The organism is Neorhizobium sp. LjRoot104 (assembly GCF_964253725.1).
Taxonomy (GTDB): domain Bacteria; phylum Pseudomonadota; class Alphaproteobacteria; order Rhizobiales; family Rhizobiaceae; genus Neorhizobium.
Genome location: NZ_CAXURS020000001.1, coordinates 2,852,111 through 2,878,108 on the forward strand (window position 1 = coordinate 2,852,111; position 25,998 = coordinate 2,878,108).

Annotated in this window: 17 protein-coding genes; 13 read left to right on the forward strand and 4 right to left on the reverse strand. The window is 64.0% G+C overall.

From position 1 onward, the window contains the following. Nucleotides 1-81: 81 nt before the first annotated feature. The 13 genes from ACSQ8R_RS14545 (at nt 82) to ACSQ8R_RS14605 (ending at nt 21,538) form a co-directional block, all read left to right on the forward strand. Entirely contained in the window at nt 82-3,420 is a 3,339-nt protein-coding gene (locus tag ACSQ8R_RS14545; protein ID WP_436254020.1) for a DUF2126 domain-containing protein, read from the forward strand. A gap of 8 nt (nt 3,421-3,428) precedes the next feature. Beyond that, a complete protein-coding gene (locus ACSQ8R_RS14550; protein ID WP_436254021.1) occupies nt 3,429-5,843 on the forward strand; it encodes a circularly permuted type 2 ATP-grasp protein in 2,415 nt (804 codons plus the stop codon). Beyond that, nucleotides 5,843-6,724, forward strand: a complete 882-nt coding sequence (locus ACSQ8R_RS14555) for a transglutaminase family protein (protein WP_436254022.1) — start codon at nt 5,843-5,845, stop codon at nt 6,722-6,724. Before ACSQ8R_RS14550 ends, ACSQ8R_RS14555 begins: the two co-directional genes overlap by 1 nt. Before the next feature lie 124 nt (nt 6,725-6,848). Beyond that, entirely contained in the window at nt 6,849-8,150 is a 1,302-nt protein-coding gene (locus ACSQ8R_RS14560) for a pilus assembly protein TadG-related protein (protein WP_436254023.1), read from the forward strand. 199 nt (nt 8,151-8,349) lie between these two features. After that, nucleotides 8,350-10,812 (forward strand): glycogen/starch/alpha-glucan phosphorylase, encoded by a 2,463-nt coding sequence (locus ACSQ8R_RS14565; protein ID WP_436254024.1) that lies wholly within the window; start codon nt 8,350-8,352, stop codon nt 10,810-10,812. Next, nucleotides 10,812-13,022 carry a 1,4-alpha-glucan branching protein GlgB gene (gene glgB, locus ACSQ8R_RS14570; protein ID WP_436254025.1) on the forward strand — a complete coding sequence of 737 codons (2,211 nt, stop codon included), beginning with the start codon at nt 10,812-10,814 and terminating at the stop codon, nt 13,020-13,022. The genes ACSQ8R_RS14565 and glgB overlap by 1 nt, the downstream gene beginning before the upstream one ends. Nucleotides 13,023-13,043: 21 nt before the next feature. Further along, nucleotides 13,044-14,306, forward strand: coding sequence for a glucose-1-phosphate adenylyltransferase (glgC, locus tag ACSQ8R_RS14575; RefSeq protein WP_436254026.1), 1,263 nt, complete (start codon nt 13,044-13,046; stop codon nt 14,304-14,306). Between the two features lie 6 nt (nt 14,307-14,312). Further along, nucleotides 14,313-15,770 carry a glycogen synthase GlgA gene (gene glgA / locus ACSQ8R_RS14580; RefSeq protein ID WP_436254027.1) on the forward strand — a complete coding sequence of 486 codons (1,458 nt, stop codon included), beginning with the start codon at nt 14,313-14,315 and terminating at the stop codon, nt 15,768-15,770. Nucleotides 15,771-15,772: 2 nt separating this feature from the next. Next, nucleotides 15,773-17,401: an alpha-D-glucose phosphate-specific phosphoglucomutase gene (locus tag ACSQ8R_RS14585; protein ID WP_436255478.1), complete on the forward strand. Its 1,629-nt coding sequence runs from the start codon at nt 15,773-15,775 to the stop codon at nt 17,399-17,401. A 299-nt stretch (nt 17,402-17,700) separates the two neighbouring features. After that, a complete protein-coding gene (gene glgX, locus ACSQ8R_RS14590) occupies nt 17,701-19,650 on the forward strand; it encodes a glycogen debranching protein GlgX (protein ID WP_436254028.1) in 1,950 nt (649 codons plus the stop codon). Between the two features lie 133 nt (nt 19,651-19,783). Next, nucleotides 19,784-20,269 carry a MaoC family dehydratase gene (locus ACSQ8R_RS14595; protein WP_436254029.1) on the forward strand — a complete coding sequence of 162 codons (486 nt, stop codon included), beginning with the start codon at nt 19,784-19,786 and terminating at the stop codon, nt 20,267-20,269. A 6-nt stretch (nt 20,270-20,275) separates the two neighbouring features. After that, nucleotides 20,276-21,334 carry a DUF2332 domain-containing protein gene (locus ACSQ8R_RS14600; protein WP_436254030.1) on the forward strand — a complete coding sequence of 353 codons (1,059 nt, stop codon included), beginning with the start codon at nt 20,276-20,278 and terminating at the stop codon, nt 21,332-21,334. A 78-nt stretch (nt 21,335-21,412) separates the two neighbouring features. Further along, nucleotides 21,413-21,538, forward strand: coding sequence for a hypothetical protein (locus ACSQ8R_RS14605; protein WP_436254031.1), 126 nt, complete (start codon nt 21,413-21,415; stop codon nt 21,536-21,538). A gap of 10 nt (nt 21,539-21,548) precedes the next feature. Here ACSQ8R_RS14605 and ACSQ8R_RS14610 read toward each other — a convergent pair whose 3' ends face one another. The 4 genes from ACSQ8R_RS14610 to ACSQ8R_RS14625 all read right to left on the reverse strand — a co-directional run bounded on the left by ACSQ8R_RS14610 (nt 21,549) and on the right by ACSQ8R_RS14625 (nt 25,788). Beyond that, nucleotides 21,549-21,857 carry a hypothetical protein gene (locus ACSQ8R_RS14610; protein ID WP_436254032.1) on the reverse strand — a complete coding sequence of 103 codons (309 nt, stop codon included), beginning with the start codon at nt 21,855-21,857 and terminating at the stop codon, nt 21,549-21,551. Between the two features lie 64 nt (nt 21,858-21,921). Beyond that, nucleotides 21,922-22,482: a sarcosine oxidase subunit gamma gene (locus tag ACSQ8R_RS14615; protein WP_436254033.1), complete on the reverse strand. Its 561-nt coding sequence runs from the start codon at nt 22,480-22,482 to the stop codon at nt 21,922-21,924. Beyond that, nucleotides 22,475-25,450 (reverse strand): sarcosine oxidase subunit alpha, encoded by a 2,976-nt coding sequence (locus tag ACSQ8R_RS14620; RefSeq protein ID WP_436254034.1) that lies wholly within the window; start codon nt 25,448-25,450, stop codon nt 22,475-22,477. Before ACSQ8R_RS14620 ends, ACSQ8R_RS14615 begins: the two co-directional genes overlap by 8 nt. Next, nucleotides 25,447-25,788, reverse strand: coding sequence for a sarcosine oxidase subunit delta (locus ACSQ8R_RS14625; RefSeq protein ID WP_436254035.1), 342 nt, complete (start codon nt 25,786-25,788; stop codon nt 25,447-25,449). The genes ACSQ8R_RS14620 and ACSQ8R_RS14625 overlap by 4 nt, the downstream gene beginning before the upstream one ends. Nucleotides 25,789-25,998: the final 210 nt, after the last annotated feature.

Here is a 25,998-nt window from a genome sequence, read left to right on the forward strand (position 1 = left end):
TTACGTGCAGCGCACAAAATCCTTGCAACGATCATCGATCGGCCAGCGTAAAGGCCGGCAAGGGGTAGCCAAAGGGGCAGTATGTCGATCAAGGCGAGTATCTATCACCTTACCCATTACATGTACGACAAGCCCGTCCGGCTAGGACCGCAGATCATCCGCCTCAAACCGGCCGCCCATTCGCGCACCAAGGTGCTCAGCCATTCGCTGAAGGTGACGCCCTCCAACCACTTCGTGAACCTGCAGCAGGACCCCTACGGCAATTACCTTGCCCGATTCGTCTTTCCCGACCCGGTCACCGAGTTCAAGATCGAGGTCGATCTCGTCGCCGACATGACGGTCTACAATCCCTTCGACTTCTTCGTCGAAGAAGAAGCGACGAACTGGCCGTTCTCTTACCCGCCGGAACTGGTCGAGGACCTGTCGATCTACATGACGCCGGAGCCCCCGGAACCGGCACTGGTCGATTACCTGAAGAGCTTCGACATGTCCCCCGGCCAGCCGACGGTCGACATGGTGGTTGGCATCAACGCCCGCCTGCAGCAGGCGATCGGCTATGTCATCCGCATGGAACCCGGCGTGCAGACGCCGGAGCAGACGCTGACCTCGGCCATGGGCTCCTGCCGCGACACCAGCTGGCTGCTCGTCCAGATCCTGCGCCATCTCGGCCTCGCGGCCCGCTTCGTCTCCGGTTACCTCATCCAGCTGACGCCGGACCTCAAGGCACTCGACGGCCCCTCCGGCACCGAGGTCGATTTCACTGACCTGCATGCCTGGTGCGAGGTCTATCTGCCCGGCGCCGGTTGGGTCGGCCTCGACCCTACGTCGGGCCTGCTGACCGGCGAAAGCCATATCCCGCTTGCCGCCACCCCGCATTTCCGCAACGCCGCCCCGATCTCCGGCGGTTATTTCGGCGAGGCGCAAACGTCCTTCGCTTTCGACATGAAGGTCAACCGCGTCGCCGAACATCCCCGCATCACCAAGCCTTTTTCGGACGAATCCTGGGATGCGCTCGACAAGCTCGGCGACCAGGTCGATCGCGTCCTCAAGGCACAGGACGTGCGGCTCACGATGGGCGGCGAACCGACCTTCGTGTCGATCGACGATTTCGAATCCGGCGAATGGAACACCGATGCCGTCGGCCCGACCAAACGCGAAAAGGCCGATATCCTGATCCGCAGGCTGCGCGAGCGTTTCGCGCCGGGCGGTTTCCTGCATTACGGCCAGGGCAAGTGGTATCCGGGCGAAAGCCTGCCGCGCTGGACCTTCTCGCTCTACTGGCGCAAGGACGAACGGCCGATCTGGAGCAATCCGGACCTCGTCGCCGAGGAAGGCCAGAGCTACGGCGTCGGCGAGGATGATGCGGAGAAACTCCTGACGGCGCTCGCCGGCGAGCTCGGCATCGCGCCCGAGATGGTCGTCCCCGCCTACGAGGACCCCGCCGAGTGGATCATCCGCGAAGGCAGCCTGCCGGAAAACGTCGATCCCTCCAATTCCAAGCTCAAGGATCCCGAGGAGCGCAACCGCATCGCCCGCGTCTTCGAACGCGGCCTGACCCGCCCGAGCGGTTATATTCTTCCCGTCCAGGCCTGGAATGCCCAGGCCACGGGAAGCTCCGGCGCGAGGCGCTGGGTCAGCGAGAAATGGCGCACCCGCCGCGGCCGCATCTTCCTCGTCCCCGGCGACAGCCCGGTCGGTTACCGCCTGCCGCTCGGAACGCTCCCCTATGTTCCGCCGTCGCAGTTTCCCTATATCCACGAGGCCGACCCGTCGATCCCGCGAAAGCCGCTGCCAGAGACGATCGTCCCGGCCGGCCGCGCCATGCCGGAATCCTCCTTCAAGGCGGGCGATGCGGCCAATCCCGGCCGCGTCGAGCAGACCATCGGCGAGATCGGCGGTGCGGTGCGTACCGCGATCTCCGTGGAACCGCGCGACGGAAGGCTATGCGTGTTCATGCCGCCGGTCGAAAGGATCGAGGACTATCTCGAACTGATCGCCGCGGCCGAAAACGCCGCCGCCGCCATCGGCCTTCCCGTCCATATCGAAGGTTATGCGCCGCCGCATGACGAGCGCATCAACGTCATCCGCGTCGCGCCCGATCCGGGCGTCATCGAGGTCAACATCCATCCGGCCGCCAGCTGGAAGGAGACGGTCGCGACCACCACGGCGATCTACGAGGAGGCACGCCAGAGCCGTCTCGGCGCCGACAAGTTCATGATCGACGGCCGCCATACCGGCACCGGCGGCGGCAACCACGTCGTGGTCGGCGGCGCCAATCCCAACGACAGCCCGTTCCTGCGTCGCCCCGACCTGTTGAAGAGTCTGGTCCTGCACTGGCAGCGCCACCCCTCGCTCTCCTATCTCTTCTCCGGCCTGTTCATCGGCCCGACCTCCCAGGCGCCGCGCATCGACGAGGCCCGTCACGATTCGATGTACGAACTGGAGATCGCGCTCTCCCAGGTTCCGCCCCCAGGCCAGGGCGTGGCCCCGCTGCCGTGGCTGGTCGATCGCCTGTTCCGCAACCTCCTGACCGACGTCACCGGCAATACCCACCGCTCGGAAATCTGCATCGACAAGCTGTTTTCGCCGGACGGCCCGACCGGCCGCCTCGGCCTCGTCGAGTTCCGCGGCTTCGAGATGCCGCCGAACGCCCGCATGTCGCTTGCCCAGCAATTGCTGGTCCGGGCGCTGATCGCCAGGTTCTGGAAGAACCCGCTGCAGGGCCGCTTCGTACGCTGGGGCACGGCGCTCGCCGACCGCTTCATGCTGCCGCATTTCGTCTGGGCCGACTTCATGGACGTGCTGCAGGACCTGCGCGAAAACGGCTTCGACCTTCGCCCCGAATGGTTCGAGGCGCAGCTCGAATTCCGCTTCCCCTTCTTCGGTGAGGTCGAATACGAAGGCTCCAGGCTCGAACTCCGCCAGGCACTCGAACCCTGGCACGTGATGGGCGAGCAGGGGGCGATCGGCGGCACCGTGCGTTACGTCGATTCGTCGGTCGAGCGCCTCCAGGTCCGGCTCGAGACCACCAACCCGTCCCGCTATACCGTCGCCTGCAACGGCCGCGCCGTACCGCTCAAGGGCACCGGCACGTCGGGCGTTGCGGTTGCCGGCGTCCGCTTCAAGGCCTGGCAGCCGGCCGCCGGCCTGCACCCGGTCCTGCCGGTTAATACGCCGCTCACGTTCGACATATATGATACATGGTCCGGCCGTTCGATCGGCGGCTGCATCTATCACGTTGCCCATCCGGGCGGGCGTAGCTATGACACCTTCCCGGTCAACGGCAACGAGGCGGAAGCACGCCGGCTTGCCCGGTTCGAGCCGTGGGGGCATACGGCGGGCGGCTATACGCTGCTGGCCGAAACGCCTTCGCCCGAATTTCCGCTGACGCTCGATCTGCGCCGGCCGCAAGGAGTCTGAAGAAGTCGATGTCCAAGGCACCGGCAACCGAACGCAAGGCAAAAGAGGGGATCGCTGGCGATCCCCTCCTCGGTTATGCCGCACTCCCGGGCGTCGCCGACGAGATGCTCGACGCGAAGGGGCAAATCCGGCCGGTCTGGCGCAACCTGATCTCCCATCTCGGCCGCATGACCGAGCACGAGCGCCGCGAGCGTTTCGCCCGTGCCGACCGCTACCTGCGCGACGCGGGCGTCTTCTACCGCACCTACGGCGCTCAAGGCAGCGGCGGCGAGCGCAACTGGCCGATCAGCCACGTGCCGGTCCTCATCGACGGCAAGGAATGGGAAACGGTCTGCAAGGGCCTGACCCAGCGCGCCGATCTTCTGGAAGCGCTGATCGCTGATATATATGGCGACAACAAGCTGGTGCAGGAGGGTTTCCTGCCGCCGGCGCTGATTGCCGGAAACGCCGAATTCCTCCGCCCGCTGGTCGGCGTCAGGCCGGTCGGCGGCCATTACCTGCATTTCTGTTCGTTCGAGATCGGCCGCGGCCCGGACGGCAACTGGTGGGTCCTCGCCGACCGCACCCAGGCGCCGTCGGGCGCCGGTTTTGCGCTGGAAAACCGCGTCGCCACAACCCGCGCCTTTTCGGATATCTACGCCGAATCGCATGTTCACCGCCTCGCCTCCTTCTTCGGCGCCTTCCGCGATGCGCTGCAATCCCACAAGCAGAACCCGGAGGACCGAATCGCGGTCCTTTCGCCCGGCCCCGCCAACGAGACCTATTTCGAGCACGCCTATATCGCCCGCTATCTCGGTTTCATGCTTCTTGAGGGCGAGGACCTGACGGTGGTGGGCGACCGCGTCATGGTCCGCACCGTGGCCGGCCTCAAGCCCGTCGGCGTGCTCTGGCGCCGCCTCGACGCGGCCTACGCCGATCCGCTCGAACTGAACCAGCACTCCCATATCGGCACCCCCGGCATGGTCCAGGCGCTCCGTTCGGGCGCGCTCACCTTCGTCAACGCGCTCGGCTCCGGCATCCTCGAAACCCGCGCGCTGCTGGCATTCGCGCCGACCGTCTGTCGGCGGCTGATCGGCGAGGACCTGATCATGCCCTCGATCGCCACCTGGTGGTGCGGGCAGAAAAAGGAACGCGAGCACGTCGCCAAGAACATCGAGCGCATGGTCATCGGGCCGGCCTATTCACGGCTGCCCTTTTTCGACGACAACGGCCAATCGGTGCTCGGCTCGTCGCTGCGCAAGACGGCGAGGGACACCGTCGGCGACTGGCTGGCGACCGAAGGCGCCAAACTGGTCGGCCAGGAGGTCGTGACCCTTTCGACCACGCCCGCCTACGTCAACGGCAAGCTCACGCCGCGGCCGATGTCGCTGCGCGTGTTCGCCGCCCGCACCGAACACGGCTGGCAGATCATGCCGGGCGGCTTTGCCCGCATCGGCGCCGGCGACGACGTGGCGGCGATCGCCATGCAGTCGGGCGGGGCCGCCGCCGACGTCTGGATCGTCAGCGACAAGCCGGTCGCCAGGGCGACGCTCCTGCCGCCCGAGGAAAGTTTCACCCGCAACATGCCCGGCAGCCTGCCGAGCCGCGCCGCCGACAATCTCTACTGGCTCGGCCGGTATATCGAGCGGGCCGAAGGCGCCCTGCGCATTCTGCGCGCCTGGCATCTGCGCTATGCCGAATCCGCCGATCCGAACGCACCGCTTCTTGCCGATGTCACCCGCTACCTGAAGGGCATCGACGTCGAGATGACCAAGGCGGTGCCGGCATCGCTGTTGCGCAACATCGACAGCGCCATCTATTCGGCGAGCAACATCCGGGACCGTTTCTCGCCGGACGGCTGGCTGGCTCTGACCGACCTTGCCAAGACCGCCCGCCGCTTCCACGAAACCGTGCATGCGGGCGACGATGCTTCGCATGCCATGACCGTGCTGCTGCGCAAGCTCGCCGGCTTTGCCGGTCTGGTGCATGAAAACATGTACCGTTTCACCGGCTGGCGTTTCCTTTCGATCGGCCGCCACCTGGAGCGCGGCATGCACATGACCCGGCTGCTCGGTCACATGTCGGGCCCCGACGCGCCGGACGGCTCGCTCGACATGCTGCTTGAGATCGGCGACAGCGTCATGACCCACCGCCGCCGCTACAACGTCAACACGGCGAGGCTGACGGTCGCCGACCTCCTGGCGCTCGACCCCTTGAACCCGCGCTCGATCCTCTTCCAGCTGAACGAAATCCGCACCGAGGTGGAGCAATTGCCGAACGCCTTCGTCAACGGCCAGATGTCGCCCTTCTACCGCGAGGCGATGCGGCTGCATTCCGGCCTTGCGGTCATGACGCCGGAGGCCATGAACGACGATACCTACCAGAAAATCGAACTGGAGATGGAGAAGCTGTCCGATATCCTCGGCCAGACTTATTTCAGCTGATGCTTTACGATCTCTCCCTCCACATGGGTTACACCTACGACGTGCCGGCCTCGGGCGCCCGCCACGTGATCCGCCTCCTGCCGCTGTCCCTGCCCGACCGGCAGCGGCTGATTGCCGGCTCGATCACCGTCGGCCCGCATGCCGATGAGCGCACCACCTTCATCGATTTCTTCGGCCAGCAGGCGACATCCGTGCTGCTGCGCGCGCCGCACGAAAAGCTCGACATCCGCATGCAGGCCCGCGTCATGGTGGAGGCCACCTCGATGACGGCGGACCTGTCGCCCGAACTGGCGACGCTCACCGACGAACTGGCGGATTTCTGGTCGGTCGATGCCGCCTCGCCGCATCACCTGACGGGCGCAAGCCCGCGGCTCGCGGAAGAGCCGGTGATCGCCGCCTATGCCCGCGAGATCGTCAAACCCGGCCAGACCGTGCGGGAGATCGCGCTTGGCATCTGCGCCCGTATCCACAAGGACTTCACCTACGACGCCAAGGCGACCGAGGTCGATACGACGCCGAAGGAGGCCTTCCGGCTGAAGCGTGGCGTGTGCCAGGATTTCGCCCATATCATGATCGTGGCGCTCCGCAGCCTTGGCATTCCGGCCGGTTATGTCAGCGGCTTCCTGCGCACCATTCCGCCGCCGGGCAAGGAACGTCTCGAGGGTGCCGACGCCATGCATGCCTGGGTGCGGGTCTGGTGCGGCGAGACCATGGGTTATGTCGAACTCGACCCGACCAACAACATTCCGGCCGGCAGCGACCATATCGTCGTCGGTTATGGCCGCGACTATTCCGACGTCGCGCCGGTCATCGGCATGCTCAAAGGTTACGGAAACCAGAACGCCGTGCAGGCGGTGGACGTCATTCCGCTGAAATCGTGACATCCCGCTCCGTTTTGGCGCTGATTCTTGGCATTCCGTAAAATTGCAGCGAATGGTTTAGGCCTTCCTATACCCGCCAGGAATTACACCACGGATGTTCAAATGAATTGAACTCCAGGGGCTAATGATGAAGCACACAATCTTTGCGCGGCTGGCGAAGGACCGCGCCGGTAATTTCGGTATCATGACGGCTGCCATGCTTCCCGTCCTGCTGGCAGTCGGCGGCGTCGCGGTCGATCTGACGCAGGCGATGGATCAAAAGAATCAGCTCCAGGCGCTGGCAGACAGCGCCACGCTCGCCGCTGCGTCCGCAATGGCCGCCAAGGGCACCATGACTGCGGCGGAAGCCCAGAAGCTCGGCACCGACATGTATATCGCCCAGAACATAGAGGCGCTCAAAAATTCCGGCCTCTCCGCCGAGGCGCTGGCTGCGGAGGAGGCCAAGTTCAGAGCGAATACCCAGACATTGGCAACCACCTCAGGCAATTCCACCACGGCTGCCAGCTACGAGGTCCGTATGAAGTCGAGCTACGACGTGCCGCTCAGCGGCCTGACCTCGCTTCTCGGCTTCCAGACCATGCGCGTCAGCGTCGAAAGCGTCTCTGCGAGCGGCCGCGAAGGCAATGCCCTCTCCATGTACCTGGCGCTCGACGAATCCGGCTCGATGGCGGACGATACGACGACGATCAATTCTGCCCAGCCGACCAAACAGCAATCCTATTTGTGCGGCAAGAACTACAACAAGATCTGCTACAAGGATGTGGCCAACTATCTGACAAAAATGGAGTCGCTGAAGGCCGCCGCCGGCGTCATGTTCGCCGAACTCGAAAAAGCCGATCCGAACCATGTGCTGATCCGCGTCGGCGCCGATTCCTACGACGACCAGACGAAAGCGCAGCAGAGCATCCAGTGGGGCACTTCCCTGGTGGATAGCTATGTCAATAAGCTGCCGGAGCCACCCTCGGGCGGCACCGACGCCAGCGGCGCGCTGACCAATGCGCTGAATGCGTTGAAGAAAGCCAACACCACCGAAAAGACCGCCCATGACGGCAAGGACAACTCCAATTTCGATCGCTTCATCGTCTTTATGACCGACGGCGAGATGACCGGCAACAGCGGGACCTGGAATTCGACGATCGATACCAAAGTTCGCGACATCTGCCTGAACGCGAAAAGCGACGGCCTCACGGAGGCTGCAAAGCTGAAGCTGAAGAACGGACAGCAGCTCACGGAAGAGGAAATGTCAACGGGCATCAAGATCTACACGATCGCCTTCATGGCGCCGGACAAGGGCAAGAAGCTGCTGAACTACTGCGCCAGCGGCCCCGAATATTATTACGAGCCGACCGACATGACGACGCTGGTCGAGAGCTTCGGGGAGATCGCCCGCAAGGCCGCCCAGACCGGAACCCGCCTGACCAATTGAACCTGCCTCCGGACAGCCCGACAAGACGCCCCGCCCCAACCGGCGGGGCGTTTTTCGTTGGTCTCGTCCAAGCGATACACGCAAAGATAAATCGGTCATTGCGCAGTGTCATAACGGTGCATAAACTGTCTCTATACATCTTGCCAGATGGACTGAATCGGACGCCCTTCCTCCCGCTCCCCCAGAAAGTTGGCGACATATGAACAACACGTCTTCTCCGGTCGAAATTCCTCAACCGGCCCCCCGCAGCTCCCGTCCTGAAATCATGGCGGAAGAGATCATCGAGCGCCTGACCTACCGTATCGGCAAGGATGCGAAGGTGGCGAAGCCCCACGACTGGCTGACCGCCACCATCCTGGTGGTGCGCGACCGCATCATCGATACCTGGATGGAATCGACCCGCAAGGTCTATCGGACCGGCGGCAAGCGCGTCTATTATCTGTCGCTCGAATTCCTGATCGGCCGGCTGATGCGCGATGCGGTGAGCAACATGGGCCTGATGCAGGAAATCCGCGACGCGCTGTCTTCGCTCGGCGTCGATATCGACGTGATCGCGGTTCTGGAGCCGGACGCCGCGCTCGGCAACGGCGGCCTCGGCCGTCTCGCCGCCTGTTTCATGGAGAGCATGGCGACCGTCGATATCCCGGCCTATGGTTATGGCATCCGCTACGTCCACGGCCTGTTCCGCCAGCAGATGGCCGACGGCTGGCAGGTCGAGCTTCCGGAGAGCTGGCTCGCCCACGGCAACCCGTGGGAATTCGAACGCCGCGAAAGCTCCTACGAGATCGGTTACGGCGGCACGGTCGAAACCGTCGGCGGTTACGATGAGACGCCGCGCTACGTCTGGAAGCCGGCCGAACGCGTCATCGCCATGGCCTATGACACGCCGGCGGTCGGCTGGCGCGGAAAACGCGTCAACACGCTGCGCCTCTGGTCGGCCCAGCCGATCGACCCGATTCTATTGGACGCCTTCAACGCCGGCGACCATATTGGCGCGCTGCGCGAAAGCAACAAGGCGGAAAGCCTGACCCGCGTCCTTTATCCGGCCGACGCCAACCCGGCCGGCCAGGAACTGCGCCTGCGCCAGGAATTCTTCTTCTCGTCGGCCTCGCTGCAGGACATCCTGCGCCGCCACCTGCAGCAATATCCGGACTTCACGAACCTGCACGAGAAGGTCGCGATCCAGCTCAACGATACCCACCCGGCCGTATCGATCGCCGAGCTGATGCGCCTGCTCACCGACATCCACGGCATGGATTTCGAGCAGGCCTGGTCGGTCACCCGCCAGACCTTCTCCTACACCAACCACACGCTTTTGCCGGAAGCGCTGGAAACCTGGCCGGTGCCGCTGTTCGAGCGCCTTCTGCCGCGCCACATGCAGATCGTCTATGCGATCAACGCGCTCATCCTGATCGAGGCACGCAAACAGAAGAGCTTCTCCGACACCCAGATCCGCGCGATCTCGCTGATCGACGAAAGCGGCGATCGTCGCGTCCGCATGGGCAACCTTGCCTTTGTCGGCTCCCATTCGGTCAACGGCGTCTCGGCCCTGCATACGGACCTGATGAAGGTCACGGTCTTCGCCGACCTGCACACGATGTATCCGGCCCGCATCAACAACAAGACCAACGGCATCACCCCGCGCCGCTGGCTGATGCAATGCAACCAGGGCCTCACCTCGCTGATCCAGGAAGCGATCGGCGACGAGTTCCTCGACAATACGGACGCCTTGCAGGGCCTCAACGCCCATGCCGACGACAAGGCCTTCCAGGAGAAGTTCGCCGCCGTCAAGCGGGCCAACAAGGTGCAGCTCGCCAATCTTGTCGGCAGCCGCATGGGCATCCGCATCGATCCGTCGGCGTTGTTCGACATCCAGATCAAGCGCATCCACGAATACAAGCGCCAGCTTCTCAACATCATCGAGGCCGTTGCCCTCTACGACCAGATCCGCTCGCATCCGGAACTCGACTGGGTCCCGCGCGTAAAACTGTTCGCCGGCAAGGCGGCGCCGAGCTATCACAACGCCAAGCTGATCATCAAGCTCGCCAATGACGTGGCGCGCGTCATCAACAACGACCCGGCCGTCCGCGGCCTGCTCAAGGTCGTCTTCGTGCCGAACTACAACGTCTCGCTCGCCGAGATCATCGTTCCGGCCGCCGATCTTTCCGAGCAGATTTCGACCGCCGGCATGGAAGCATCTGGCACCGGCAACATGAAGTTCGCATTGAACGGCGCGCTGACCATCGGCACGCTCGACGGTGCGAATGTCGAGATGCGCGACCATGTCGGCGAGGAGAATATCGTCATCTTCGGCATGACCGCCGACGAGGTCGCCAAGGTCCGCGAGGAAGGCCATCAGCCGCGCGCCATCATCGAGAAGTCGCGCGAACTCGCCCAGGCGCTCAATGCGATCGCGTCTGGCGTCTTTTCTCCGGACGACCGCTCGCGCTTCACCGCCCTGATCGACGGCATCTACAATCATGACTGGTTCATGGTCGCCGCCGATTTCGACGCTTACGCGGAAGCCCAGCGTAACGTTGACCAAATCTGGTCCGACCCTAAATCCTGGTATTCGAAGACAATTCGCAATACCGCCCGGATGGGATGGTTCTCCTCGGACAGAACTATTCGTCAGTATGCGTCGGAAATCTGGAGAGCCTGATGAAAAAATCGCCGCGCGTCGATGACGGAAGAGCTCCTGGGGAGATTCCGTTATCCGAGATCGAGGCGATTTTGGAAGGCAGGCATACCAATCCCTTCGCCGTCCTCGGGCTTCACAAGCTCGGGGACGGTTTCAGGGTCCGTTGCTTCGTTCCGGGTGCCGAGGCCGTCACCGCTTTGACGCTCGGCGGCGCCGAACTCGGTGAACTGACGCGCCGTCACGAGGCCGGATATTTCGAAGGTCTCGTCAACGCTACCCAGCTGCAACCGATCCGTTACCGTGCCCGCCGCGGTGATGACGAGTGGGCGGTCACCGACCCCTATACGTTCGGCCCGGTGCTCGGGCCCATGGACGACTATTTCGTCCGTGAGGGCTCGCATCTGCGCCTGTTCGACAAGATGGGTGCCCACGCCCTGAAACACGAGGGCGTCGAGGGTTTCCATTTCGCCGTCTGGGCGCCGAACGCCAAGCGGGTGTCCGTCGTCGGCGACTTCAACGGCTGGGACGGCCGTCGGCACGTCATGCGGCTGCGGGTCGATACCGGCATCTGGGAAATCTTCGCGCCCGATGTCAGGGCCGGCTCCGCCTACAAGTTCGAGATCGTCGGCAAGAACGGCAAGCTCCTGCCGCTGAAGGCCGACCCTTACGCCCGCCGCGCCGAAATGCGCCCCGACACCGCCTCGGTCACCGCGCCGGAACTCTCCCAGAAATGGGACGACGCGGCCCATCGGGAATTCTGGGAAAAGGCCGACCATCGCCGCCAGCCGATCACCATATACGAAGTGCATGCCGGCTCCTGGCGCAAGAAGCCGGACGGTTCCTTCCTCTCCTGGGACGAACTCGCCGCCGAACTGATCCCCTATTGCACCGACATGGGCTTCACCCATATCGAATTCCTGCCGATCACCGAACATCCCTTCGATCCGTCCTGGGGTTACCAGACGACCGGGCTTTTCGCCCCGACCGCGAGGTTCGGCGAGCCGGAGGGTTTCGCCCGTTTCGTCAACGGCTGCCACAAGGTCGGCATCGGCGTCATCCTCGACTGGGTGCCCGCCCATTTCCCGACCGACGCCCATGGCCTGCGTTTTTTCGACGGCACGGCGCTTTACGAACATGCCGATCCGCGCCAGGGTTTTCACCCCGACTGGAACACGGCGATCTACAATTTCGGCCGCAACGAAGTCCTCTCCTACCTCGTCAACAACGCGCTCTACTGGTCGGAAAAATTCCATCTCGACGGCCTGCGCGTCGATGCCGTCGCCTCCATGCTCTATCTCGACTATTCGAGGAAGGAGGGCGAATGGGTGCCGAACGAATATGGCGGGCGCGAGAACCTCGAAGCGGTGCGTTTCCTGCAGAAGATGAACTCGCTTTCCTACGGCGCGCATCCGGGTGTGATGACGATCGCCGAGGAGAGCACGTCCTGGCCGAAGGTCTCGCAGCCCGTCCACGAAGGCGGCCTCGGTTTCGGCTTCAAGTGGAACATGGGCTTCATGCACGACACGCTGAGCTACCTGCAGCGTGAGCCCATCCACCGCAAGCATCACCACCACGAGCTCACCTTCGGCTTGCTCTATGCCTATTCGGAGAATTTCGTCCTGCCGCTGTCCCACGACGAAGTGGTGCACGGCAAAGGCTCGCTGATCGCCAAGATGGCCGGCGACGACTGGCAGAAATTCGCAAACCTGCGGGCCTATTACGGTTTCATGTGGGGTTATCCCGGCAAGAAGCTGCTGTTCATGGGCCAGGAATTCGCCCAGTGGAGCGAGTGGAGCGAGGCCCGTTCGCTCGACTGGAACTTGCTCCAGTATCATCCGCACGAGGGCATGCGCCGCCTGGTGCGGGATCTCAACTTCTGTTACCGCTCCAAACCCGCGCTGCATGCCCGTGACTGCGAGGGCGAAGGCTTCCGCTGGCTGATCGCCGACGACGCGGAAAATTCGGTCTATGCCTGGCTGCGCATGTCGCCCGGAGAAAAGCCGGTGGCGGTGATCAGCAATTTTACACCCGTATACCGTGAAAATTTCCGTATCCCCTTGCCAACCGAAGGCAGATGGCGGGAAATCCTGAATACCGACGCCGAGATCTACGGCGGCAGCGGCAAAGGCAATGGTGGTCGCGTTCAGGCAGTGAACGCGGGAGGAACCGTTCAGGCCGAAGTCACGCTGCCGCCGCTCGCGACGATCATGCTCGAGCTGGAACAAGCATAGGCCTATAATTGGGAGGGACAAATGATTGAGAAAAGAATCCAACCCCTGTCACGCGATGCGATGGCCTATGTGTTGGCCGGGGGGCGCGGTAGCCGATTGAAGGAACTGACCGACCGGCGCGCCAAGCCGGCCGTCTATTTCGGGGGCAAGGCACGCATCATCGATTTTGCACTGTCGAACGCGCTGAATTCCGGCATCCGCCGCATCGGCGTGGCGACGCAGTACAAGGCGCATTCGCTGATCCGCCACATGCAGCGCGGCTGGAACTTCTTCCGCCCGGAGCGCAACGAGAGCTTCGACATCCTCCCCGCCTCCCAGCGCGTCTCCGAGACGCAATGGTATGAAGGCACCGCCGACGCCGTCTTCCAGAACATCGACATCATCGAGGCCTATGCGCCCGAATACATGGTCATCCTCGCCGGCGACCACGTCTACAAGATGGACTACGAATACATGCTGCAGCAGCATGTGGACAGTGGCGCCCAGGTCACCGTCGGCTGCCTCGAAGTGCCGCGCATCGAAGCCACCGGCTTCGGCGTCATGCACGTCAACGAGAGGGACGAGATCATCGCCTTCGTCGAAAAGCCCGCCGATCCGCCCGGCATTCCCGGCAATCCGGATTTCGCGCTCGCCTCGATGGGCATCTACGTCTTCCACACCAAGTTCCTGATGGACGTCCTGAAGCGCGACGCCGAAACGCCCGGCTCCAGCCGCGATTTCGGCAAGGACATCATTCCCTATATCGTCGAGCACGGCAAAGCCGTCGCCCATCGTTTCGCCGACAGCTGCGTCCGCTCCGATTTCGAACGCGAACCCTACTGGCGCGACGCCGGCACGGTGGATGCCTACTGGCAGGCCAATATCGACCTGACGGAAATCGTTCCGGGCCTCGATATCTACGACAAGTCCTGGCCGATCTGGACCTATGCCGAAATCACCCCGCCGGCGAAATTCGTCCATGACGACGAAAACCGCCGGGGCTCGGCCACCTCCTCGGTCGTGTCGGGCGACTGCATCATCTCCGGTTCGTCACTCAATCGCAGCCTGCTGTTCACCGGGGTGCGCGCCAATTCCTATTCCCGCCTGGAGGGCGCGGTCGTGCTGCCGAATGTCAGGATCGGAAGACACGCGCAGCTTCGCAATGTCGTCATCGATCACGGTGTAACCATTCCCGAAGGCCTGGTGGTCGGCGAGGATCCCGAAATCGATGCGAAGCGTTTCCGCCGCACCGAAAACGGCATCTGCCTGATTACCCAGACGATGATCGACAAACTGGATCTGTAACGCATTATGCAAGTGCTTTCGGTCGCGTCCGAAGTCTATCCGCTCGTGAAGACCGGCGGGCTGGCCGATGTGGCCGGCGCGCTGCCGCTCGCGCTCAAAGGCCATGGCGTTTCGGTCAAGACGCTGATGCCGGGCTATCCGGCTGTGATGCGGGCCGTCAAGGACGCAAGGCTCGTCATCAGCTTCGAGAACCTGCTCGGCGCCAGGGCCGACGTGCTCGAAGTCGAGCATCAGGGCCTCGATCTGCTCATCCTTGATTCGCCCGTCTTCTTCGACCGCCCCGGCGGACCCTACGTCGATGCCACCGGCAAGGATCACTTCGACAACTGGCGACGATTCGCGGCCCTTTCCAAGGCCGGTGCAATGATCGCACAGGGGGCGATGGCGGATGGCGACGCGGGCTGGAAGCCGGATATCGTCCATGTGCACGACTGGCAGGCGGCGATGGTGCCGGCCTATATGCGCTATTCCGCCGAACGCGAAGTCCCGACGCTGATCACCATCCACAACATCGCCTTCCAGGGCCAGTACGGCGCCGACATCTTCCCCTATCTCGAACTGCCGGCCCACGCCTTCGGCATCGAGGGCGTCGAATATTTCGGCGGCGTCGGTTATCTCAAGGCCGGCCTGCAGACGAGCTGGGCGATCTCGACCGTCAGCCCCTCCTATGCCGAGGAAATCCTCACCCCCGAATTCGGCATGGGTCTCGAAGGCCTGCTGACCATCCGCCAGGGCGATCTGCACGGCATCGTCAACGGCATCGACGCCGACATCTGGGACCCGGCGACCGACCCCGCCGTCAAGACCCACTACAATGCGGCGACACTGAAGACCCGCGCCGACAACAAGCAGGCGGTCGCCGAGCGCTTCGGCCTCGACCAGGAGCCCGGACCGCTGTTCTGTGTCATCTCGCGGCTCACCTGGCAGAAAGGCATGGACCTTCTCTCCGAAACGCTCGACGATCTCGTCGCCATGGGCGGAAGGCTCGCCGTGCTCGGCTCCGGCGACCGGGCGCTCGAAAACGCCTTCCATGCCGCCGCCAGACGCCATCCCGGCAAGGTCGCCGTCCTCTCCATCTATGACGAGCCGCTCTCCCACCTGATGCAGGCGGGCTGCGACGCGATCGTCATCCCCTCGCGTTTCGAGCCCTGCGGCCTCACCCAGCTCTATGGCCTGCGCTATGGCTGCATCCCGGTCGTTGCCCGCACCGGCGGCCTGAACGATACCGTCATCGACGCCAGCCACGCCGCAATCGCCGCCAAGGCCGCCACCGGCGTCTCCTTCGGCCCTGTCACCACCGACAACCTGCGCCGCGCGCTTCGCCGCGCAGTCCGTCTCTTCCATCAGCCGAAAGTCTGGACGCAGATCCAGAAGCAGGGCATGAAATCCGATGTTTCCTGGGACAAGAGCGCCGGGCTTTACGCCGAGCTCTACAAATCCCTCATTGCCAAAAAAGGATCATGACCATGATCAACACCGTTTCGACGACACCCTTTCAGGATCAGAAGCCGGGCACGTCCGGTCTGCGCAAGAAGGTCCCGGTCTTCGCGCAACCGAACTACGCGGAAAACTTCATCCAGTCGATCTTCGACAGCCTCGAAGGCTTCGAGGGCGGGACGCTGGTGATCGGCGGCGACGGCCGCTACTACAACCGCGAGGTCATCCAGAAGGCGATCAAGATGGCCGCGGCCGCCGGCTTCGGCAAGGTCATGGTCGGCCAGGGCGGCATCCTCTCGACGCCCGCCGCCTCCAACATCATCCGCAAGTACAGGGCCTTCGGCGGCATCATCCTCTCGGCCAGCCACAATCCCGGTGGCCCGACCGAGGATTTCGGCATCAAGTACAATATCGGCAATGGCGGCCCGGCCCCGGAAAAGATCACCGACGCGATCTTCGCCCGCTCCAAGGTCATCGATACCTATAAGATCGCCGAGGTTGCCGATCTCGATCTCGACGCGATCGGCTCCTTCGACGTCGCCGGCATGGCGGTCGAGGTGATCGATCCGGTCGCCGACTATGCCGAGCTGATGGAACAGCTCTTCGACTTCCCGTCGATCCGCGCGCTGATCGCCAGCGGCGTCAACGTGGTCATCGACTCGATGGGCGCCGTTACCGGCCCCTACGCCACCGAAATTCTCGAAAAACGCCTCGGCGCCCCGGAAGGCTCGGTGCGCAACGCGGTGCCGCTGCCGGATTTCGGTGGTCACCATCCGGACCCGAACCTCGTCCACGCCAAGGAACTCTATGACGACGTCATGAGCAAGGACGGCCCGCATTTCGGCGCCGCCTCCGACGGCGACGGCGACCGCAACATGATCGTCGGCAAGGGCATGTTCGTCACTCCGTCCGACAGCCTGGCGATCATCGCCGCCAACGCCACCGTCGCGCCAGGTTACGCCCGCGGCATCGCCGGCATCGCCCGTTCCATGCCGACCAGCGCCGCCGCCGACCGCGTCGCCGAAAAGCTCGGCATCGGCATGTACGAAACCCCGACCGGCTGGAAATTCTTCGGCAACCTGCTCGACGCCGGCAAGGCGACCGTCTGCGGCGAAGAGAGCTTCGGCACCGGCTCCGACCACGTGCGCGAAAAGGACGGCCTCTGGGCCGTGCTCTTCTGGCTGAACATCATGGCCGCCCGCAACGAGAGCGTCGAGGAGATCGTCAAGTCGCACTGGGCCGAATACGGCCGCAACTACTATTCCCGCCACGACTACGAAGAGGTCGATTCGGACGCCGCCAACCTGCTGATCACCGCGCTCCGTGACAAGCTTGCCTCGCTGCCCGGCCAGTCCTTCGGCGCGCTGAAGGTCGCGACCGCCGACGACTTCGCCTATCACGACCCGATCGACGGTTCGGTCTCGAAGAACCAGGGCATCCGCATCCTCTTCGACGGCGGCTCCCGCGTCGTCTTCCGCCTCTCCGGCACCGGCACGTCGGGCGCCACGATCCGCGTCTATGTCGAGCGCTACGAGCCGGATCCCGCCAAGCATGGGATCGACACGCAGCAGGCGCTGGCCGACCTGATCGCCGTGGCCGACGAAATCTCCGACCTGCGCAAGAGGACAGGCCGCGACAAGCCGACTGTGATTACGTGAGGGCTTAAACGCCAGACTCGGGACGCCGCGGATGTTTTCACCCCCCTCTGCCCTGCCGGGCATCTCCCCCTCAAGGGGGGAGCGATCGCATATGGAGATGCGAGGCGGCGTGGAGCCCCTCCCCCTTGTGGGGAGGGGTTGGGGAGGGGTCTTCATCCAGCATAAAAACCCCTCCCGCCTGCCGGCCACCCTCCCCACAAGGGGGAGGGTTCGGGATGCCGCGCCGCCCCACTTCCCAAATGCGATAGCATCGCCCCCAAGGGGGAGAGGCACGGCAGGACAAACGGGGGGTAACACCATTGGCCAGACCTTCTGACCTGAAGCTCGGCGTCACCCTGACCACAGACGGCGCCGATTTCGCAGTCTGGTCGCACCATGCCGAACGTATCGAGTTCTGCCTCTTCGACGCTGACGGAAAGCGGGAAACCGCCCGCCACCGCCTGGTGCGCGGCCGCGACGATATCCATCGCATCTCCCTCCCCGCGCTCGGCCCCGGCACCCGTTACGGCTACCGCGCCTGGGGCGCCTACGATCCAGACAACGGCTCCTGGTTCGACTCGTCGAAACTGCTCGTCGACCCCTATGCCCGCGAACTCGACCGCCCCTTCAAACACGACGCCCGTCTCTCGATGTTCGGCGTCGACACCGCCGATCTCGTGCCGAAGACGGTCGTCACCAGAGACCCGCTCGCCAAGATCGGCCGGCCGATCCTGCCGCCAGGCGGCTTCGTCTACGAGGTCGCGGTCAAGCCCTTCACCATGCTGCACCCGGCGATCCCCGAGAAACAGCGCGGTACGGTGTCAGCCCTCGCCCATCCCTCGATCATCGCGCACCTCAAGAAGATCGGCGTCGATGCGATCGAGCTGATGCCGATCACCGCCTGGATCGACGAACGCCACCTTCCTCCACTCGGCCTCACCAACGGCTGGGGCTACAATCCGGTCGCCTTCATGGCGCTCGATCCGCGCCTCTGCCCCGGCGGCATCAGGGAACTGCGGGAGACCGTCGCGACGCTGCACCAGGCCGGAATCGGCACCATCCTCGATCTCGTCTTCAACCACACCGGCGAAAGCGACCGGTTTGGCGCTACGCTGTCCATGCGCGGCCTCGACAACCGCTGCTACTATCGCCACGTGCCCGGCGAGCCCGGCCACCTCGTCAACGATACCGGCACCGGCAACACGGTCGCCTGCGATCACCCTTACGTTCGCCGGCTGATCATCGACACGCTCCGGCATTTCGTCGTGCATGCCGGCATCGACGGCTTCCGCTTCGACCTCGCCCCCGTCATCGGCCGCACCGCCGAAGGTTTCGACGCCAAGGGCGAGACCCTGAAGGCGATGATATCGGACGAGGCGCTGAAGGACCGCATCCTGATCGCCGAACCCTGGGACATCGGCCCCGGCGGCTATCAGCTCGGCAATTTCCCGGAACCCTTCCTCGAATGGAACGACCGCGCCCGCGACGACATGCGCCGCTACTGGCGCGGCGACCAGTGGACGACCGGCGCGCTCGCAACACGGCTTGCGGGCTCATCCGACATCTTCGAGAAATCCGGCCGCACGCGAAGCGTCAACTTCCTCGCCGCCCATGACGGCTTCACGCTGATGGATCTCGTCTCCAACGAGCACAAGCACAACGAAGCGAACGGCGAAGAAAACCGCGACGGCCATGGCGAGAATTTTTCCTGGAACAATGGCGTCGAAGGCGAAACCGACGATCCGGCCGTCAAGGAGAACCGCCGCCGCGATGTCGCGGCCCTCATCTCCACCCTGTTCGCCAGCCGCGGCACCGTCATGCTGACGATGGGCGACGAAGCCGGACGCAGCCAGCGCGGCAACAACAATGCCTATTGCCAGGACAATGCCATCACCTGGTTCAACTGGAGCGGCATCGACAAGGCGCTGATCGAACACACCGCCATGCTCGCCGCGCTTCGAAAGCGCTTCGCGGTCTTTTCGGAGACGTCCTTGTTCGCCGGCAACGGCGATGTCGAATGGCTGTCCGCCTCCGGAAAGCCCATGGAGGTCGGCGACTGGGAAAATCCCGACAATCCAGTGCTCGGCATGGTGTTGAAAACGCTCGACCGACAGACCGGCAGGGACACCCGCATCGCCATCCTCTTCAACCGCGGCCACGAGCAGGCCAGCTTCGCGCTTCCCGGCTGGGGATGGAAACATTTCGCCTCCCGCGAGCTGTGGAATCAGGTGCTTCCCGCCCGCTCGGTGCGTTTCTGCATCGAGGAATGATGCGCTGCAAAAATCGCTCGCCAACCGAGGCAAACCCTGTAAAGTCCGCCAGCCATCAGAACGGTTCCGGGAAAGTGCCAGGCGGTTCCGCCCGGGAGTACGCCAGCTTTCCGGAAGAAATCAGTGAGGTCGCATGCGTGAAATTTCGCTAACCGAGGTCGAAGGTTTGGTTGGCACGGAGGTCGGCGTATCGGATTGGCTCACGGTGGATCAGCCGATGATCGACCTCTTCGCCAAGGCCACCCACGACCACCAGTTCATCCATGTCGATCCGGAGCGGGCACTTGCCGAAAGCCCTTTCGGCGGCACCATCGCCCACGGTTTCCTGACGCTGTCGCTGCTGTCCGCCATGAACTTCGACTGCGTGCCGAGGATTCGCGAACAGACGATGGGCATCAATTACGGTTTCGACCGCATCCGCTTCATGTCGCCGGTCAGGAGCGGCAGCCGCATCCGCGGACATTTCACGCTGGCCGAAACCCGCTTCCGCGGCGCCGGCATGCTGATGACCACCTACGACATCTCGATCGAGATCGAGAACGAGAAGAAACCGGCGCTCACGGCCATCTGGATCACCATCGTCCAGTTCGATCCGAAGGACCGACCGGAAGGAGTGTGACCCGTCATGGCGTCCGAAAACGAAATCAGGCAGGCGTTCAGGGAGCAGGTGGTCGCCGGCGAACTTCTGGGCTCACCGTTCACCAGCCGCCTCGGCAGGCTGATGCTGGCGCGTCTCGACCGCTCCACCGCGGTCGGCCGGCGCATCCTGAGCTGGGAAGGCGATCCGAGCACCCGCGGCGATATCGTGCCGACCCGCCTCGCCGGTGCCTTGCATGCTTTGGTCATCGACGGCAAGGACGATAACCTCAAGGCGGCCTATCCGCCGAATAACGTCACCGACGATGCGCTTTGGGCGGCGATCCTTCAAGCTCTCGAGACGCACGAGACCTTCATTCTGGAACGGCTGGATTTCGCGCCGCAGACCAACGAGGTGCGCCGCTCCAGCGCGCTGCTTGCCGGTTTTCTCACCGTGGCCGAACTGCTGGGCAAGCCCCTGATCCTTTCGGAATTTGGCGCCAGCATGGGCCTCAACCTCAACTGGGACCGCTATCGTTACGATCTCGGCGGCTTTCTCTGGGGCGACCCCTCCTCTCCCGTAGAGCTCACGCCGGATTGGGAAGGTCCGCCACCGCCTCGGGCTGCAATCACCGTGCGGGACCGCGCCGGCTGCGATCTCAATCCCCTCGACCCGCACTCGCCGCAAGACAGCCTGCGGCTTCTATCCTATCTCTGGGCCGACCAGACCGACCGCGTGGTCCGCACCCGCGCCGCTCTCGATATCGCCAGGCAGCACAAGGCGCCGGTTGAAAAGGGCGATGCGCTGGCCTGGCTGCGCGACGAACGCCTGAAGACGCTGCAGCCCGGCACCGTGCATGTCGTCTTCCATTCGATCGCGTGGCAATACCTGCCGCCGGCAGCCCGCATGCTGGGCGAATCGATCATCGCCGAAGCCGGCGAGCGCGCCACCGCCGAAGCCCCGCTTGCCCGCCTGCAGATGGAAATGGACGACAACCCGAACAGCGCGTCGCTCAGCCTCCAGATCTGGCCGACCGGCGAGACCCGCGAGCTCGCCCGCGTCGATCCGCATGGCCGCTGGGTGAAATGGAAGGGCTGGGAGATTTGAGCGACTGAACCCGGCCGAGATCGGGCAGACGGATATGTCTATAACCTTGCAGTCTTCAATACTCAGGAGATTGGCCTGATGGACTTCTGGTTTTATTATTCCGTGGTTTTGCCGGCGGTCATCGTCCTGATCGCTTACATCGCCATGCGCCTGCATGAATGGGATCTGGACCGCAGGCACAAGAAACGCCAGCCCGGCGAGTGATCCGCGCTGCCTAAGCCCCCATTTCCATCAGCACGAAACCGATGAGCGGCGGCAGAGCCGCGCCGATCGCGATGTGGGCGGTGCGGGTCGGCGTCAGGCCGACAGCCGCGCCGGAAATGCCGGCCGCGATCAGGCCGGCGATAGGGATCGAGAGGTTGCGATCGACCCCCGGCACAAAAGAGGCGATCACTCCGGCGATCGATGCACAGGCCCCGACCAGCGCACCCTTCCAGATCTCGATACCGGCAAGCCTTGCCGCAATCGCCCCGCCGATCACGGCCGCCGCGACGACAAACGCCATCAGTGTAAATTGTCCCATCACATCCTCCCCGTCTGATGGGAGAGTGCGGTTCCTGCCGCGCAAGTCAAGTTAGGCGATTGTCTTATACCGAAGCGTCCTGGGCGCCCTCGGCCAGAAGTCCGAAGGCGTAGTCCGAAAACGACCGCCAGACCTCCACCCGGAAGGCGTCTTGCGCCGTCCTCAACAGCACGATCTCGATCTTGCCGAGAACGGTCCGCGAGCAGGCTCCGACCGGGAAAGCCTTCAGCGACAGATCCTGCGGGCAGCCTGCATTGATTGCAGCCGCGGCGCCGGGGCCGGAAACGAGGATCGCCGTGTTGCGGTGGGAGACGTCGGCTGCCGAATGCAGCGCGCCTGAATTCCTGGCGGCCTGCATCAGTCCGCCATTTTCTTCCGCGATCACCAGCCATTCGTCAGGGCCGAGCCAGAGCGCCGTGCGGCCATTGGCATAAGCCGAGGTCTTCGGCTTCACGGGCAGATCGACACCCAGCGCGCCGGAAAGGGCTGCGACATCCTCGGCTCGGACACGCAGCGAGATACGCTCGGCGGGGGGGGCCGTTTCGAGGCGGACCGCCCACGAGCCGCCATGGAATCCGGCAAGCGGAAGCGTTCGGGCGGCGATATCTGAACCGGAATCAACCATTGATGCGGCCTCCATCCTTGTCGAAGAATATCATGTCGGTCACTTCCACCTCGATCGTCCTGTCCTTCAGCGGCACATGGAGCGTCTCGCCGATCCGCGCCCTTCCGCCGGCAACCAGCGCCAGCGCGATCGAGCGGCCGCAATTTTCCGACCAGTAGGCCGACGTCACATGGCCGAGCATGGTCATCGGCTTGGCCTGGTTCGGATCGGCGACGATCTGGCCGCCTTCCTCCAGCACCACAGCCGGGTCCTTGGTGAGCAGCCCGACGAGCTGCTTGCGGTTTTCACGCACCAGGTCCGGACGCTTCAGCCCGCGAATGCCGACAAAATCCGGCTTCTTCGAAGACACCGCCCAGCCGAGCCCCGCATCTTGCGGCGTCACCGTGCCGTCGGTATCCTGGCCGACGATGATATAGCCCTTTTCGGCGCGCAGCACGTGCATGGTCTCGGTGCCATAAAGGCAGCCGCCCATGGGCTCGGCCCGCTCCCAGATCGCCTTCCAGACAGCCGGGCCGTAATCCGCCGGCACGTTGATTTCGTAACCGAGCTCACCGGTGAACGAGACACGGAACAGCCGCGCCGGCACGCCCATGACAGAACATTCCGCCACGCTCATATGCGGGAAGGCCTCGTTGGAAATATCCACACCCTCGACGAACGGCTGGATGATCTCGCGCGCCTTCGGCCCCTGCACGGCGATGACCGCCCATTGCTCGGTGGTCGAGGTCAGCCACACCCGAAGATGCGGGAATTCCGTCTGCAGATAGTCCTCCATATGATGCAGCACGCGCGGCGCGCCGCCGGTCGTGGTCGTCACATGGAAGCGGTCTTCGGCAAGCCGCCCGACGACGCCATCGTCATAAACGAAACCGTCCTCGCGGGTCATGATGCCGTAGCGGCTCTTGCCGGGCTTCAGGCTGCCCCACGCATTCGTATAGAGGAGGTTGAGGAACTCCGCGGCGTCCGGCCCGACCACCTCGATCTTGCCGAGCGTCGAACCGTTGAACACGCCCGCCACCTCGCGCACCGTGCGGCACTCGCGATTGACGGCGGCCAGCATATCCTCGCCGCGCTTCGGATAATACCAGGCGCGCTTCCAGTTGCCGACATCCTCGAACTCGGCGCCTTCTGCGGCTTCGAGCGCATGCATCGGCGTCTTGCGCGCCGGATCGAAAAGTTCCCCGCGCGAATGGCCGACCAGCGTGCCGTAGGTGACCGGCGTATAGGGCGCGCGGAACGTCGTCAGCCCCACCTTCGGGATCGGCCGGTCGAGCATTTCGGCGGCGATGGCGAGCCCGTGCATGTTGGAAAGCTTGCCCTGGTCGGACGCCATGCCGTTGGTGGTGAAGCGCTTGATATGCTCGATCGAATGCATGCCTTCACGCACCGCAAGGCGGATGTCCTTGGCGGTCACGTCATGCTGGAAATCGACGAAGGCCTTCACCGTCGTATCCGGCCCTGCTCCTTCCGCGGCGCCGATCATGCCGCCCGTCCATGCGAACCGGTTTTCACCCGCAAGCGCCAAAGAACCGCCGCCTGCCGCAATCGCCTCGTCGATCAGTTCGGCCAGGTCGTCGGTACCGTTGCAGCCTCCGACCGAAACACAATCCTGCGCATAGATATCCGGCAGGAAACGCTGGTTGACATCGTCGAACCGCAATTTCCCGCGCGACTGCGAGAAGAGATGCACCGAAGGCGTCCAGCCGGCCGAAACGATCAGCGCATCGACCGCGATCTTGCGGGCATCGCCGCCGCCATTGCGCGCCACGGTCATCGACGAGACCCGCAGTCGCCCGCCGGTATCGGTCACCGCATGGCCGCTCAGCACCGAGATGCCGAGCGCCCGGGCTTCCGCCAGCAGCGCCTCGCTGGGATCCGCGCGACTGTCGACGATCGCCGCGATCGAGACGCCGGCCCGCTTCAGGTCGAAGGCCGCCTCATAGGCCGAATCGTGTGCCGTATAGACGCCGACATGCCTGCCGACCGCGACACCGTGATGGTTGAGGAAGGTGCGTGCCGCAGACGCCAGCATGATGCCGGGCCGGTCATTGTTGGCAAACACCATGTGCCGCTCGATGGAGCCGGTCGCCAGCACCACCTTTTTCGCCCGCACCTGCCACAGCCGTTCGCGCGGCAGATCCTTGCCAGGCTTCGCGACATGGTCGGTCACCCGTTCCACGAGGCCGAGGAAACCGTGATTGTAATAACCGAACACCGTCGTGCGGGTCAGCACCGTCACGTTCGGCATCGCCTTGAGCTTCGCGGCCGCCGCCTGCGCCCAGTCGTAACCGTCCTGCCCGTCGATCGTGGTCGCGGCATCGTAGTGCAGCGCGCCGCCGACTTCCGGCTGTTCATCGACGAGGAAAACGCTTTGCCCCGTCGCCGCCGCAGAAAGCGCCGCCGTCAGGCCGGCAACGCCGGCGCCGGCGATCAGCACGTCGCAATGGGCATAGCGGTTTGCATAGTGATCCGGATCTTCTTCCGTCGGCGCGACGCCGAGGCCGGCCGCACGGCGGATGAAGGGTTCGTAGATCTTCACCCAGGCTTCCCGCGGCCACATGAAGGTCTTGTAGTAGAAACCGGCTGCAAAGAACGGCGAGAACAGATTGTTGATCGCCCCGACATCGAATTTCAGCGACGGCCAGCGATTCTGCGAGGCGATCTTGGCGCCGTCGAACACTTCCTGCACGGTCGCCCGCACGTTCGGCTGACGCCGCGCCGCATCGCGCGAGACGTCGATCAGCGCATTCGGCTCTTCCGCCCCGGCGGAGAGAATGCCGCGCGGCCGATGATATTTGAACGAGCGGCCAACGAGATGCACGCCATGCGCCAGAAGCGCCGAGGCCACCGTATCACCCTCCAGCGCGGTAAAACTCTTGCCGTCGAAAGTGAAGCGCGCCGTGCGGGCGGGCGTCAGCCGGCCCGCACCCTTGATGCGGAAGGCGCCGGAATTGGAGGATGCGCTCATCGTGCGTCTCCCTCGGTTGCTTCATAGGTCTCGACGGTCTTTTCGGACGCACCCGTTTCCGGCAGCGCCTGTTTCGGCATTCCCGCCTTGTAGGTCGTCAGGAATCGGTCGCTCACCGTGTCGCGCGCCGCGTTGAAGAACCGGCCGCAGCCATGGATATGCCGCCAGCGTTCATAGGTGAGGCCTTTTTCGTTGTTGCGCAGAAAGAAATATTCCGCGAATTCCTCGTCGGAAATCGCTGCGATATTCTCCGGCCGCGCAATATGCGCCTCGCCGGCCCAGCGGAACTCGAGCTCGGAGCGATCTTCCTCGCAATAGGGGCAATGGATCAGCAGCATGCGGGGCTCCGGCGTTGGAAGGATGAAGGCGAGCGAAGGCGCGTGGAGCCCCTCCCCCTTGTGGGGAGGGGTTGGGGAGGGGTCTTCGCTCCACGCAAAACCCCTCCCGCCTGCCGGCCACCCTCCCCACAAGGGGGAGGGTTAGGCATGCCGCGCCGCCCGTCGTCCCAATTGCGAAAATCCTGCCCACGAAGGCAACAATTGGTATCA

Excerpts from the sequence above, each read along its gene's own strand:
- ACSQ8R_RS14605 (WP_436254031.1), top strand. The coding sequence starts at position 21,413 with ATGGACTTCTGGTTTTATTATTCCGTGGTTTTGCCGGCGGTCATCGTC.
- ACSQ8R_RS14560 (WP_436254023.1), top strand. The coding sequence starts at position 6,849 with ATGATGAAGCACACAATCTTTGCGCGGCTGGCGAAGGACCGCGCCGGT.
- ACSQ8R_RS14565 (WP_436254024.1), top strand. The coding sequence starts at position 8,350 with ATGAACAACACGTCTTCTCCGGTCGAAATTCCTCAACCGGCCCCCCGC.
- ACSQ8R_RS14610 (WP_436254032.1), bottom strand. The coding sequence starts at position 21,857 with ATGGGACAATTTACACTGATGGCGTTTGTCGTCGCGGCGGCCGTGATC.
- ACSQ8R_RS14555 (WP_436254022.1), top strand. The coding sequence starts at position 5,843 with ATGCTTTACGATCTCTCCCTCCACATGGGTTACACCTACGACGTGCCG.
- glgB (WP_436254025.1), top strand. The coding sequence starts at position 10,812 with ATGAAAAAATCGCCGCGCGTCGATGACGGAAGAGCTCCTGGGGAGATT.
- ACSQ8R_RS14600 (WP_436254030.1), top strand. The coding sequence starts at position 20,276 with ATGGCGTCCGAAAACGAAATCAGGCAGGCGTTCAGGGAGCAGGTGGTC.
- ACSQ8R_RS14620 (WP_436254034.1), bottom strand. The coding sequence starts at position 25,450 with ATGAGCGCATCCTCCAATTCCGGCGCCTTCCGCATCAAGGGTGCGGGC.
- ACSQ8R_RS14615 (WP_436254033.1), bottom strand. The coding sequence starts at position 22,482 with ATGGTTGATTCCGGTTCAGATATCGCCGCCCGAACGCTTCCGCTTGCC.
- glgA (WP_436254027.1), top strand. The coding sequence starts at position 14,313 with ATGCAAGTGCTTTCGGTCGCGTCCGAAGTCTATCCGCTCGTGAAGACC.
- ACSQ8R_RS14585 (WP_436255478.1), top strand. The coding sequence starts at position 15,773 with ATGATCAACACCGTTTCGACGACACCCTTTCAGGATCAGAAGCCGGGC.
- ACSQ8R_RS14625 (WP_436254035.1), bottom strand. The coding sequence starts at position 25,788 with ATGCTGCTGATCCATTGCCCCTATTGCGAGGAAGATCGCTCCGAGCTC.
- ACSQ8R_RS14550 (WP_436254021.1), top strand. The coding sequence starts at position 3,429 with ATGTCCAAGGCACCGGCAACCGAACGCAAGGCAAAAGAGGGGATCGCT.
- ACSQ8R_RS14595 (WP_436254029.1), top strand. The coding sequence starts at position 19,784 with ATGCGTGAAATTTCGCTAACCGAGGTCGAAGGTTTGGTTGGCACGGAG.
- glgC (WP_436254026.1), top strand. The coding sequence starts at position 13,044 with ATGATTGAGAAAAGAATCCAACCCCTGTCACGCGATGCGATGGCCTAT.
- ACSQ8R_RS14545 (WP_436254020.1), top strand. The coding sequence starts at position 82 with ATGTCGATCAAGGCGAGTATCTATCACCTTACCCATTACATGTACGAC.